Origin of the sequence: Methylobacterium sp. WL103 (assembly GCF_008039885.1) — a bacterium.
In the GTDB taxonomy this organism is placed as follows: Bacteria; Pseudomonadota; Alphaproteobacteria; order Rhizobiales; family Beijerinckiaceae; genus Methylobacterium; species Methylobacterium cerastii.
Genome location: NZ_VRUX01000087.1, coordinates 1 through 11,469, shown reverse-complemented (window position 1 = coordinate 11,469; position 11,469 = coordinate 1). Strand labels below are relative to the sequence as shown.

Below are 11,469 nucleotides of genomic sequence, written 5' to 3'. Positions count from 1 at the left end.
CCCGCAGGGCGGTCTCGCGCGAGCCCTCAGCCGGCGGCGGCAGGATCAGGTCGGCGGCGGTGACGGCGGCGACCTCGATGCGCAGATCGATCCGATCGAGCAGCGGCCCCGAGATGCGGGCGCCGTACTGCGCCATGCAGCGCTCGTTCGGCCCGCGCCGGCAGGCGTAGCCCGGCTCCAGCGCTTGCCCGCAGCGGCAGGGGTTCATCGCGGCGACGAGCTGGAAGCGGGCCGGATAGGTGATGCGGTGGTTGGCCCGCGCGATCATGATCTCGCCGGTCTCCATCGGCTGGCGCAGCGAATCGAGAACCTGCGGCGTGAACTCGGGCAGCTCGTCGAGGAACAGCACGCCGCCATGCGCCAGGGACGCCTCGCCGGGCCGGGCGTTGATGCCGCCGCCGACCAAAGCCGCCATCGAGGCCGAGTGGTGCGGCTGCCGGAACGGACGCCGGTCGGACAGCCGCCCCTCCTTCAGCTCGCCGGCCACCGACTGGATCATCGAGACCGCAAGCAGCTCGCGCGGCGTCAGCGGCGGCAGGATCGAGGGGAGTCGCGCGGCGAGCATCGACTTGCCGGAGCCGGGCGGCCCATTGAACAGCATGTCGTGTCCCATTAAACGCGGGGATCGCACGCTTTCAGTTAGGCGCTGCCGTCACCAAACAGTTCCAGTTCGGCACGACCCCGATATCGTCGACCTCGCGGGACATGGATTGAAGAGAGCACTGGGCTTCTCATTCAGAGTCGCCGATAGCCCTCAGTCCCTATCGAACGTCCGATCTGACAAGGCCTCCGTGTCACGGCTATGGCAGCGCCAACGATATCGCCCCCAAGCGGACCACGCCGATTTTCCCCTTGGTGCTGGGGCAAACAGTGAAAAAGGATCGTCGAGGAATTCTGTCGGCGCCTGTGATTGTTTTGAAACTTCTCTTCGTAGAAGGCCGTAGCGAGCGATGACCCCGCATGACGGGGTCGGAACTCGGAGATACGCATGACTCGCATGTTCAAGGTCGCAAGCCTCACCGTCGCCATGGCGCTCACAGGCGTCGGCGCGTTTGGCTCAGCGGCCCAGGCGGCGGAAGAGAAGACGGTGATGGTCGGTGGGGCGCCGATGTACCCGTCGAAGACCATCGTCGAGAACGCGGTCAACTCGAAGGACCACACCACCCTGGTCGCAGCCGTCAAGGCTGCCGGCCTCGTTGACACGCTCTCCGGCAAGGGTCCGTTCACCGTATTCGCGCCGACCAACGCCGCCTTCGCCAAGCTCCCGGCCGGCACGGTCGACACGCTGGTCAAGCCGGAGAACAAGGCCACGCTGACCAAGATCCTGACCTACCACGTGGTGGCCGGCACGATGACGGCGGCCGATCTCCAGAAGGCGATCAAGGCCGGCGGTGGAAAGGCCATGCTGAAGACGGTCGAGGGCGGCAGCCTCACCGCCGAGGAGAAGGGCGGTAAGATCGAGCTCATCGATGGCAAGGGTGGCATGTCCACTGTCACCATCGCGGACGTGATGCAGTCGAACGGCGTTATCCACGTCGTCGACACCGTCCTGATGCCGAAGTAGCCTTTCGTAAGGCCACGCCAGGCTGCCCGGACCTCGTCCGGGCAGCCTCCTCAACCGCACTACTGCCTGCGCCGTCGAAACGCCGGCACGCCTATGCCGACAAATTGCTTCTTCCAACAGTAAAACGTCGGCTCGGACGCGCCCATCTTCCGGTCGACCTCGTCCACCGTCTGACTGTTCTCCGCATGCCGCAGGGCAAATGCGATCTGGTCGTTCCTGCAGCGTTTGCGAGGCATGGCGTCCACCCTCCTCCAGGGCTCAGGATGCCTGAAAAAATTGCACTTAGTGCGGACCAGTTTGCTGGGTCAGGGTTACCGCCGCGTCGCTGCCGGCCATCAGCGCGGCCAGAGCATCAAAGGAAATCTCGGTCAGTTCATCCTGAACCACCATCGCTCCCAAGGCAGCGATGCCTCCCGCTTGTTGCGGCCTGCGATGAAGCAACCTGACGATATGGCTGCTATTATCGAGGATGCTCGTAAGCCGGCGGCCGACATTTCCTCAGCCTCCAACTATGAAGACGTTCGGTAAGGGCTTCGGCGACGCCTACTTCAATGTTGCCAGGTAGGCGATGACGTCCGCGACCTTCTTGTCATCCTTGAGGCCTTGATAGACCATCTTGGTGCCCTTGACTTTGTTAGCGGCAGGCCCCGTCAGCCATTCTTTAAGATTGGCCTCATCCCACGTGATGCCCGACTCTTTCAGGGCGGTGGAATAGTTGTAGCCTTCGTAGGAAGCGGCCTTGCGTCCGACGACCCCGACAAGGTTTGGCCCGACAGAATTCTTCCCAAGGGCATGGCAAGCCTTGCAGGCCGTGAAGACCTTCTCACCGGCAGCCGCATCCTGGGCGTGCGCGGAGAAGGTGGGGAGGATGATTGCAAAGGCGACGGCCAGAAGATGAGTACGCATCGGTATGGATCTCCAAGTGCGGCAGTCGACGTCCGCTCGTGACCGGCTGGGCACACCGCAGAACTTGATCCGCCAGAACACACCTAGGACGGATCTGGTCACGACTGGAGAAAAGCGCATGCGGCCAATAGAAGCCAGGCCGCTGCGAATAAAATCTAACCTACCGGCTTATGAGGAGCTGTAGGCGCAAGCGGCGAGATCCAGCTCCAAGGCCTCGGTGTCGGACACGTGCGGTGGTAAGGCGCATCGTCAACGCAGTTCGGCTTCACAGATAGCGTTGATGCAACCTGGAACGAGGTTCGCTGCCCAGGGCGGTCCACGGCAAGTCACGTCAGCTTACAAGCGGGTGCTAGCGGAAAACACGATTGGCACTTGGATTACCGCCGCTGTGATTTTTAGCAACGCCTTTCAAATGGACATGAACAAATAAACGTTGAATATTCTAGTAACACCTTGATTGGAGGATATTCAAGATGCCAGTTCGCTCTTTACTGATTTTGATACTGGCATCGATTGCGACGCCAGCCTTGGCCTTGCAACAGCAGGATACCCTGCGCGATTGGAGTGCCGCAACGGGGGCGGATAGAGACCGCCTACTGCAGCAACTGGAGAAGTCCAGCGAAGGAAGTGCTCCGCGCAAGGATGTGCTGTCCTGCCTCAATGACGCTGCGGGCATGAGTGCGCATGCCGACTTGGCGATCAGCGATGTGTTTATGGCCTGTACGAAGCAGAAACCGGAAGACTCGATCTGAGCGCCGGCCATCCTCTTACCTCGGCGTTGAAGCAGAGAAGCGCCTCACGACGAAGGGGACGGCATTGGCGCAGCCAAGCGAACCGAACGCCGCCCACAAGGGCGAGTTAAAGTTATTGAGGTTTGGAACGATGCTCTCGCAAGCGGCTATCCTCGTGACGGCCCTCCTGTTCGGCGGGATGGTCCTGTACTCGTTCGGCTTTGCATCGTTCCTGTTCAGCGCGCTGCCCGCTGACGCCGCTGGTCCCCTCCTGCGTCGCGCCTTCCCACATTTCTATCTTTTCGTCATTGCGTGCGCCCTTAGCGGCGCGGCATTGACGGCAACCCTCGATATGCCATCCGCACTCATCCTGGGATTGATCGCTCTCACGGCACTCCTCGCGCGCCAAGGTCTCATGCCGGCGATCAATGGGGCGACCGACATCGGCAATCGTAGACGCTTCAAGGTCCTTCATACAGGATCTGTCCTGGTGACCCTGGCCCACATCGTCGGGTCGTCCGCCGTAATCCTGAGACTTTCCAACTAGCCGCGTTCGACCAGCGGTCTTCTGCAACGCGTGGGGCACACCACCGCGACATCGAGCATCCAGGACAGCTTGGCCATTGAACCATAGACCGGCCGGTCAAGCGACCGCATGGCGCGTTCGCGTTTGATCGGATCTTCTCGCGCAACCCGCCATCCAGGAAACGACCATGGCCCACGTTCTCGTCATCGGCGCCAGCAAGGGTATCGGCCTGGAGACCGTGAAAGCGTCGCTCGCGGCCGGACACCGCGTCCGAGCCTTCGCGCGTTCGGCCACGACCATGACCCTGTCCGGTGCGGGCCTGGAGCGTTTCACGGGCGACGCGCTGAAGACTGGAGATGTCGCCGCCGCCCTCGATGGCGTTGACGTCGTTGTCCAGGCGCTCGGGGTGCCGGTCAAGGACCTGCTCGGCCCGGTGACGCTGTTCTCGAACGCGACCAACGTGCTGGTGCCGGCCATGGAGAAGGCCGGGGTCAAGCGCCTCCTGGCCGTCACCGGCTTCGGCACGGGCGACAGCCGGGATGCCATCGGCCTGCTTCAGCGCGTCCCGTTCCGGCTCGTCTTCGGTCGCGCCTACGATGATAAGGACGCCCAGGAGATGCGCATCCGCAGGAGCGGCCTCGACTGGACGTTCGTTCGGCCAGGGGTTCTCACGCCCGGATCGGCGACCAACCGCTATAAGGTTCTCACCGAGTCCTCGTCGTGGCGGAACGGTCTGATCTCACGGGCCGACGTCGCCCATTTCATCGTCGGACAGGTCGACCTACCGACCTACGTGCAAAAAGCCGTCGTCCTGATCGGTTGATCGACCTCGGCCGGACTCTGGCATCCCGAAAATCGTAACCCGTAGCGGATGCCGTCACGCGGTATGCGTTACCCTCGGAGTCGCGCAGCTCCCCCAAGACCCAGGTCGACCCGTCATGTTCGCCTCCGTCTATGTGATCCTGCCGGTCTCGGATCTCGCGCCCGCTGAGGCCATCCGCGCCTCGCTGGCGCCCTTCCAGCGCGGCGGCAAGGGCGACGTCCCGGACGACTGGCTGGCCTTCCACGACGAGACCGCCGAAGTACGCACCATCCACTTGACCGAGTTTATCTTCACTCGGGAAGAGGGCCGCGGGACCCGGATCGAGGGCGAGCCGCACTGGCATCTCGACATCGGAGCGATCAACGACGAGATGGCACGCCGCGGCCTTCAGCGCTGGCAAGTGCGCTTCACCGACTTCGAGCCAGACCTTGATGCCTTCGTGAAAGCCTACGTCCGGGACATGGACCGTCACCCTGCGACCGGCGGCTATGGACGCTGGCTCAACCCCCTCGGACGATGGGACTGGTGGGATCTCGGCGGCCGCTTCGACGGGCGCATCATCGGCGAACGCCGCCGGCCGGGCGTGCGGAGGACCGCCTCCGTCTCGTCCGGCCCCGATACCGGCCGCACCATACTCGTGAACGTCACCGGCGTGCTCGCCGATGCCCTCGGGTCCGAACCTCCCGAGGAGGTCGTCGTCGAGGCCGACGCCAACATCGAAATGGTCTCGCGTTTGGCCGAGGACGGCCAGGCCGGCGTCACAAGCGCATTCCCCGGCGCGATCCTCCTACCGCCCGGCGCGGTCGATGACCGGCTCCGCTGGCTTCAGGCCTGGCCCCGGATCGAACCGGAAGAGACCATCTCCTGGCTTGGCCTGCCGAACGGAGCCGATTGGGGGGCCATCGTCAGTGCCGCCTACCGACGCTTCCCTGAGCACTGGGCCGCAGGGGTGGCCTACCACCTCTAGCCCTGCCCCGGTCTCGGACCAACGGAGTGGCGGTTCAGGGTCTGCGGACAAACGTCGAATGCGCGAGCCGATATCGGTCACGACCTCGACCCGTGCATGTCTTCGACAGGTCACGCCGGACGCCCGTGGCGCCAACGCTACGGTCGTTCACGACGGACGGTCCGATACCTCCGCTGTCGCTTCCATGTGGCGCCGGCGCTTCGAGGCTGCTTGGCGAAGCATGCGCGACAGCTCCTCGACCGAATAAGGCTTCTGCAGGAGCTCGAAGCCGTGATCGCTCTCCTGTGCAAGGATGTGGCTGTAGCCGCTGGTGAGCAGCACCGGCAGGCCGGGGTAGAGCCGCCTGACCTCGCGTCCGAGCTCGACCCCGTTCATGCCGGGCATCACCACGTCCGAGAACACTACGTCATACCGGCCCGGCTCCTTGACCAGCGCAGCCAGGGCATCGTCAGCGTTCATTACCCAATGGGTACCGTAGCCAAGTTCCTGAAGCGTCTGGGTCGAGAAGGTGCCGACCTCGCGGTTGTCCTCGACCACCAGGACGCAGGTTCCGGTACCATCGACGGCGGCGTCAGCCGGAGACGTCTCCTCGGCTCTGGCGATCCCCTTGTCGGCGCGCGGGAGGTAGAGGGCGAACGTAGTGCCGTGTCCGACCTCGCTCGCAACCACGACCTCGCCGCCCGATTGCTTTGCGAAGCCGAACACTTGGCTGAGTCCGAGGCCAGTGCCCTGACCGACGCCCTTTGTGGTGAAGAACGGCTCGAAAATCCGGTCGATCCGGTCAACCGGGATGCCCGACCCCGTGTCGGACAATGAGATCCGGACGAAGTCCCCGACCAGCGCGGGGTGGGACCGCATGGCGGGCACGGTCGTGGCCGCCTCCACGGCGATGGTGAGACGACCCTCGCCCTCCATCGCGTCGCGGGCGTTGACGGCCATATTGACCAGGGCGGTGTCGAACTGGCTCGGATCGGCGCTGATGAGGCATGGCTCGTCGTCGATGCGGACGACGACCTCGATGCGCGCGCCGGTGAGGGTGCCGACCATTTCTCCGATGGCCTTCACGCTCTGGCCGGCATCGAACACCTCCGGCCGCAGCGCCTGCCGCCGCGCGAAGGCCAGGAGTTGCCCGGTCAGCTTGGCGGCTCGGTCCACGGTGTCGGAGATCGCACCGATGTACCGGGCACGCCGGTCCTCGGCGAGGTCCGGGCGCTTGAGCAGGTCGGTCGAGGACTTGATCACGGTAAGCAGGTTGTTGAAGTCGTGCGCCACGCCCCCGGTCAATTGCCCGACTGCCTCAAGCTTCTGCGACTGCCGCAGCGCCTCCTCGGCCTGGAGCAGGGTCGCGGCACGTTCCTTTTCCAGGGTGACGTCGCGCGAGACGCAGTAGAGCAGTCCTTCAACCGGGACGGCCGTCCAGGACAGCGTGCGGTAGCTGCCGTCGCTGGCCCTGAACCGGTTCTCGAAGGCGAGGGTTAGTCCCCCTGCGGCGAGCCGGGCGACTTCGGACCGAGTCCTCTCGCGGTCATCGGGATGTTCGAGCCATTCGGAGGTCTTCCCGACGATGTCGTGGTACTCCCAGCCCAGGATCTTCTGCCAGGCCGGGTTGATGCTGACCCAGACGCCGCCGGCGTCGGCGACCCCGAGCATGTCCTGGCTCACGTGCCAGATCCGGTCGCGCTCCTTCGTGCGCTCGGCGACCTGGGCCGCGAGCGTCTCGTTCATCGCCCGCAGCGCGCCCTGCGCCCGGACCCGCTCGACGGCATCCCAGATCCGGGCCGAGACCTCCTCGATCAGTGAGACCTCGTCGGCCGTCCACGCCCGCACCTCGTGGTGGTTGACGTAGACGACGGAGCGCAGCCGTCCCTCGTGGACCTGCGGCACGGCAACGATGGCCGCAATGCCGTAGGCGCCCATACCCAAACCGGCGGTGTCGCGGTCGGCCTCAACGTCCGCGTATACCGAGGTCCGGCCCTTCTTGAGGTTGGCGATGTTGCCGGGACCGAATGCGTCGAGTGGGTAGGTGTCGGCAAGCGGCGCCACTCCGTCGACGTACTCGGTCCCGAGCACCGCCGTGACGCCGTCGTTCTCGATCAGCGCGTAGCCGACCCGGCTGACGCCGAGGTAGCGCCCCAGGGCATCGACCGCCACCTGCATCCGGCCGCGCGGGCCACCCTGCTCACGAAGCGTGTCGGCGAGGGCGAGGAGGAAGCGCTGCCGCTCCTCGGCCGCGTGCCGCTCGGCGACGCGTCGTTCCAGTTCAGCGTTCATCTCCCGCAGACGGCGCTCGTCCAGCCTGCGGCCGGTGACGTCCGAGACGGTGAGCACGGCCCCCACAACCATGCCGTCCTCGACTACCGGGGCGTTAGAGCAGACCACCTCAACCGGCGTACCGTCACGGTGGAAGAAGGTGGCGTCGCGCTGGCGCAGTGTGCGCCCCTCCCGGATGGCCTCGACGAAGCCGCACTCGCAGGCGGGGAACGGGCGCCCGTCCGGGTGGTGGTGGTGCGCGGCCTCATGCAAGTCTTGCCCGACCAGGGTGCCCCCATCCCATCCCAGCAGGGTGTGGGCGGTCCGGTTGGCAAACGTGACGATTCCGTCGAGGTCGAGTTGGAAAACTGCCTCGCTGACGTGGTCGGTGACGGTCTGGAGCAGGTCCGTCTGGCGCTGCAACGTCGCGGCCGCGAGGTGCTGATCGGTGCGATCCCTCAAGATCTTCAGATACCCGACGTGGCTGCCGTCCTCGGCATGAAGCTTCATCATCTCGCCCAGGGCGAAGAAGCGTGAGCCATCCTTGCGCACGTGCCAGCGCTCGTCGGTGCCACGGCCTTCCTCGCGCGCCATCCCCATCTCACGCTCGGGGGCACCGTTCCGCGCGTCCTCGTCGGTGAAGATGATGAGGCCGGACCTGCCGCACATCTCGGCCTCGGACCATCCGAGGATTGCCTCCGCACCGGCGCTCCATCCCGTGACGAGGCCGTCGAGGTCCATAGTCACCATTGCGTAGTCGACAGCGCTGTCGAGGATCTGGCGATGCCGTGTCTCTGCTTCCCGCACCCGAAGGAGCGCGTCGTCGCGGGTGACCATCGAACGGCGCAACTCCATCTGCGCCATGACCTGGCGAGCAAGCGCCTCCAACGCTTCGGCCTGTTCCGGCATAAGCCCGGCCGGCCGTGGCTTGCCGTCGATCACGCACAGAGTCCCGAGCGGCGTACCTTCGGTCGTCTCAAGGCGGGCGCCGGCATAGAACCGAAGGTGGGGCTCACCGGTGACGAGGACGTTGTCCCGGGTCCGCGGGTCGACGGTCAGGTCCGGTATGACCAGCAGGCCCGGTTGCCTCAGGGCGTTCGCGCAGACCGATTGCGACAGCGGGGTCTGGCATGGGTCGAAGCCGACGCGCGCCTTGAACCACTGCCGGTCCCCGGCGACGAGGCTGACCAGGGCGACCGGCGTCCCGCAGGCTCGGGCGGCGAGGAGCACGATGTCGTCGAAGCCCTGCTCGGCCTCCGTGTCGAGGATGGCGTAACCGTAGAGGGCGGCGAGCCTCGCCGGATCGCGTACGGCCTCCGTCACAGCGTCGGCGGGGATGTTCTCAGGCGCGATCATGGATGACCTTAACGGAAGCAGCCTTCACCGCGCCGCTGGAAGCGTTCGCCTCGTTGCGCTCGATCAACATGCGCAGCGCCGCCCTGACGTCCTCGCTGATCGAGGTGTAGTCGCCCTTGGCGACCTGCGCCTGGACGTACGCGATCAGCGGCTCCGTCAGGGCGATGTGTCGTGAATGCTTGGCAGCCATCGGCAGGGCTTATCAGCTCCGACGGAAGGTGTCGCATCGACGCCACCCGATACACGTTGAGGCGTGCATCCCTGGTGTCGCGGCAATATCGAGAAGCCCATGCGTCTCGGTCAGACCGCTTGGTCGATGGCCTCGACGACCCGGGACCGGCTGTAGGGCTTCGAAACAAACAAGCCGTGGTCCGGTCGCGAGCGATATGCCGGCCGGCATGGAAGCGATGCTGATAACGCTGATAGCGCCGGGGCGCATTGGACAGGACACCCAGATCGCGGCGCTTACGGCCCTTCCCAAGCGATTTGGCAGCCGACTTCATCACCGGGGCCGCCTTGACCGCTGATGGCGTTTGCTTGGCTTGATGAAAGAACACGGACTGACCCGTTTGTCGGTCTCGATGTGAACCACCTACGCCGAACAGGAGATCAGTGATGTCAGAGACAGTGTACGCCGCCCAACCAGCCCCGGAGCCCGACTACGACCACCTCTTGCGGGCCAACCTCGAACGCGTCTTCAATGAGCGCGACGCCGACAGGCGGGCCGCTGCACTGGACGAGTTCTACGTGGTCGAACCGGTCATGTTCGAGCCGACTAATGTCGTCGAGGGACGGTCCGCCATCTCGATGGTCGCCGGCAATCTCCTGGAGCAGTTCGGCCCGACCTTCCGGTTCAAGCCCGTCGGCACTGCGGTCGGGCATCACGGGCTGGGTTCGATGCAGTGGCAGGCGGGCCCGGACGGCAGGCCCATCGTAGTCAGCGGTGCAGACGTGGCCGACGTCGTGGATGGCAGGATCGCACGCCTCTGGGTGCTGCTTAACCATCCGGAAGCTTGAGACCGACTTCGGACGGAAGCCACAAGTTCAGCATGTTGTGGCCCATTAAATCAACGTCCGACGCTGGTCGGGACCCGGCAGTTCGCTCTACGACCGACATGGGTGGATTTCTGTCGGTCCGCTTTTGGGGCGGCGATCTATCGAAGCGGACATCGTCTGTAATGCTGCTCCTGGATCATCACAGAAGGTCCGAAGGTTCGCTTCTCGGTAGGTCATCGGATGAGGATCCGGGAACTCAGCGCGTGTACTTGCACCCGCTCGCTTCATGCGAAAAGCCGACTTGCGGTGAAGGTTGAGGTTCGACCCTCCCAACCGCCATCGAACTCGACCTCCGGATTGCTACACCTAGGCATTGTGTGCAGGATCGTAGCGTTCGCCTAGAAGTTACCTACGTGCGGGCATGGGACGGAAACCGGAGCGCTCCTTATGGACCGCCTACAAACAGATCGGTGCCTTGAGGTTGCTCGTGAGTTGCGCGCAGCGGCCGAAGAAACGCGGCAGACGCTCCAAGCCTCGCGCGATCTCGTCCGGCGGTCCCGCGAGCAGACCGCTGCAGGGCCTTCACTAAGCCGCAAGGTCGAGGACCCTGGCCCATCGAACCAATTGGTGACGTCTCTCATCGACGCCTACGAGGCCTCGGAAGACGACCCTGATACCCAGACTCGCTTGCTCCTCGGCCGGGTCCTCCATCATGTCGGACGTCGCGTCGCTGGCGCGATGGGACCACGGGCGGCCGGGATCGCCGTGCATTGATCGACGCGGCTTAGGAAACGGCGGAAAGTTATGGCGAACGGTGACGATCCGCAGGACCGCCTCGGTGCCCTAAATCGCATCGCCCGGTCGCTGGGTGTTCCGGCCGCGACCTTCATGACAGCCGACCCGGCTAAGACATCGGACATCGAAAATGCCGTGGCGGGTCTGGATCATCTCCCCGAAGTGGTAGTTTTGCTGCGTCTGTTCGTGCGGCTGAAAAGCCCCGAGGCTCGGGCCCGCTGCCTCGCTTACGTCGTGCAGGAAGCAACGAACGACGACTGATCCACGCGGCCATCCTCGACATCGGGCGAGAAGGCATGATGCTGGGACCCAACGAACGGCGCGGCATCGATCTGAAGGCTCCGAACGCGGTGATGGACCAAGACCACTTCCCGATCGTCGGCATCGGCGCGTCCGCGGGCGGCATCGAAGCGATGCAAGGCTTCTTTCGTGGAGTGCCGGAGACGCTCGGGGCCGCCTTCGTCATCGTCACGCATCTCAGTCGAGAGCACAAAAGCCTGCTCCCGGACGTGCTGGCCCGCTTCACGCCGCTTGAGGTCGATGCTGCCGCCGACG

The 11,469-nt window shown here is 64.7% G+C and carries 12 protein-coding genes and 2 pseudogenes; 9 read left to right on the top strand and 5 right to left on the bottom strand.

Annotation, left to right across the window (positions count from 1 at the left end; all coding sequences use genetic code 11):
- A pseudogene (locus FV222_RS08235) lies at positions 1-610 on the bottom strand (ATP-binding protein); the annotation flags it as partial.
- 378 nt (positions 611-988) lie between these two features.
- Here FV222_RS08235 and FV222_RS08230 point away from each other — a divergent pair.
- On the top strand, positions 989-1,564 hold the full coding sequence (locus FV222_RS08230; protein ID WP_210246542.1) for a fasciclin domain-containing protein: 576 nt from the start codon (positions 989-991) through the stop codon (positions 1,562-1,564).
- Positions 1,565-1,626: 62 nt separating this feature from the next.
- On the opposite strand, the pseudogene FV222_RS08225 reads toward FV222_RS08230, so the two are convergent.
- A pseudogene (locus FV222_RS08225) lies at positions 1,627-1,800 on the bottom strand (transposase); the annotation flags it as partial.
- Between FV222_RS08225 and FV222_RS08220 the strand changes: the two are divergent.
- Positions 1,799-2,092 carry a hypothetical protein gene (locus tag FV222_RS08220; protein WP_147813792.1) on the top strand — a complete coding sequence of 98 codons (294 nt, stop codon included), beginning with the start codon at positions 1,799-1,801 and terminating at the stop codon, positions 2,090-2,092. The pseudogene FV222_RS08225 and the gene FV222_RS08220 overlap by 2 nt on opposite strands.
- 15 nt (positions 2,093-2,107) lie before the next feature.
- Here the strand turns inward: FV222_RS08220 and FV222_RS08215 are convergent, their stop codons facing one another.
- On the bottom strand, positions 2,108-2,470 hold the full coding sequence (locus tag FV222_RS08215) for a cytochrome c family protein (protein WP_147750407.1): 363 nt from the start codon (positions 2,468-2,470) through the stop codon (positions 2,108-2,110).
- A gap of 473 nt (positions 2,471-2,943) precedes the next feature.
- On the opposite strand from FV222_RS08215, the gene FV222_RS08210 reads away from it, so the two are divergent.
- The 4 genes from FV222_RS08210 (at position 2,944) to FV222_RS08195 (ending at position 5,517) form a co-directional block, all read left to right on the top strand.
- Positions 2,944-3,222, top strand: coding sequence for a hypothetical protein (locus FV222_RS08210; RefSeq protein WP_147813790.1), 279 nt, complete (start codon positions 2,944-2,946; stop codon positions 3,220-3,222).
- A gap of 130 nt (positions 3,223-3,352) precedes the next feature.
- The gene (locus FV222_RS08205; protein WP_147750454.1) at positions 3,353-3,748 is read left to right on the top strand and encodes a DUF4149 domain-containing protein; all 396 of its coding nucleotides are present in this window, start codon (positions 3,353-3,355) and stop codon (positions 3,746-3,748) included.
- Between the two features lie 166 nt (positions 3,749-3,914).
- Complete coding sequence (locus FV222_RS08200; RefSeq protein ID WP_147813788.1) at positions 3,915-4,550, top strand: NAD(P)H-binding protein; 636 nt, start codon at positions 3,915-3,917, stop codon at positions 4,548-4,550.
- Positions 4,551-4,665: 115 nt separating this feature from the next.
- Positions 4,666-5,517: a hypothetical protein gene (locus FV222_RS08195; protein WP_147813786.1), complete on the top strand. Its 852-nt coding sequence runs from the start codon at positions 4,666-4,668 to the stop codon at positions 5,515-5,517.
- Positions 5,518-5,664: 147 nt separating this feature from the next.
- On the opposite strand, the gene FV222_RS08190 is transcribed toward FV222_RS08195, so the two are convergent.
- Positions 5,665-9,123: a PAS domain S-box protein gene (locus FV222_RS08190; protein ID WP_147813784.1), complete on the bottom strand. Its 3,459-nt coding sequence runs from the start codon at positions 9,121-9,123 to the stop codon at positions 5,665-5,667.
- Entirely contained in the window at positions 9,110-9,313 is a 204-nt protein-coding gene (locus FV222_RS08185; RefSeq protein WP_147813782.1) for a type II toxin-antitoxin system ParD family antitoxin, read from the bottom strand. Before FV222_RS08185 ends, FV222_RS08190 begins: the two co-directional genes overlap by 14 nt.
- Positions 9,314-9,738: 425 nt before the next feature.
- Between FV222_RS08185 and FV222_RS08180 the strand changes: the two genes are divergently transcribed.
- From FV222_RS08180 to FV222_RS08170, 3 genes are all read left to right on the top strand, one after another.
- A complete protein-coding gene (locus FV222_RS08180; RefSeq protein WP_147813780.1) occupies positions 9,739-10,140 on the top strand; it encodes a nuclear transport factor 2 family protein in 402 nt (133 codons plus the stop codon).
- Positions 10,141-10,923: 783 nt separating this feature from the next.
- Complete coding sequence (locus tag FV222_RS08175) at positions 10,924-11,175, top strand: hypothetical protein (protein ID WP_147813778.1); 252 nt, start codon at positions 10,924-10,926, stop codon at positions 11,173-11,175.
- A 35-nt stretch (positions 11,176-11,210) separates the two neighbouring features.
- The coding region (locus FV222_RS08170) for a chemotaxis protein CheB (RefSeq protein ID WP_281406876.1) at positions 11,211-11,469 on the top strand (259 nt) is incomplete at its 3' end.

Bases quoted from the DNA above. Each gene is read 5' to 3' on its own strand.
- FV222_RS08230 (WP_210246542.1), top strand. From the start codon at position 989: ATGACTCGCATGTTCAAGGTCGCAAGCCTCACCGTCGCCATGGCGCTC.
- FV222_RS08215 (WP_147750407.1), bottom strand. From the start codon at position 2,470: ATGCGTACTCATCTTCTGGCCGTCGCCTTTGCAATCATCCTCCCCACC.
- FV222_RS08205 (WP_147750454.1), top strand. From the start codon at position 3,353: ATGCTCTCGCAAGCGGCTATCCTCGTGACGGCCCTCCTGTTCGGCGGG.
- FV222_RS08185 (WP_147813782.1), bottom strand. From the start codon at position 9,313: ATGGCTGCCAAGCATTCACGACACATCGCCCTGACGGAGCCGCTGATC.
- FV222_RS08210 (WP_147813790.1), top strand. From the start codon at position 2,944: ATGCCAGTTCGCTCTTTACTGATTTTGATACTGGCATCGATTGCGACG.
- FV222_RS08175 (WP_147813778.1), top strand. From the start codon at position 10,924: ATGGCGAACGGTGACGATCCGCAGGACCGCCTCGGTGCCCTAAATCGC.
- FV222_RS08190 (WP_147813784.1), bottom strand. From the start codon at position 9,123: ATGATCGCGCCTGAGAACATCCCCGCCGACGCTGTGACGGAGGCCGTA.
- FV222_RS08180 (WP_147813780.1), top strand. From the start codon at position 9,739: ATGTCAGAGACAGTGTACGCCGCCCAACCAGCCCCGGAGCCCGACTAC.
- FV222_RS08220 (WP_147813792.1), top strand. From the start codon at position 1,799: ATGGCGTCCACCCTCCTCCAGGGCTCAGGATGCCTGAAAAAATTGCAC.
- FV222_RS08200 (WP_147813788.1), top strand. From the start codon at position 3,915: ATGGCCCACGTTCTCGTCATCGGCGCCAGCAAGGGTATCGGCCTGGAG.
- FV222_RS08195 (WP_147813786.1), top strand. From the start codon at position 4,666: ATGTTCGCCTCCGTCTATGTGATCCTGCCGGTCTCGGATCTCGCGCCC.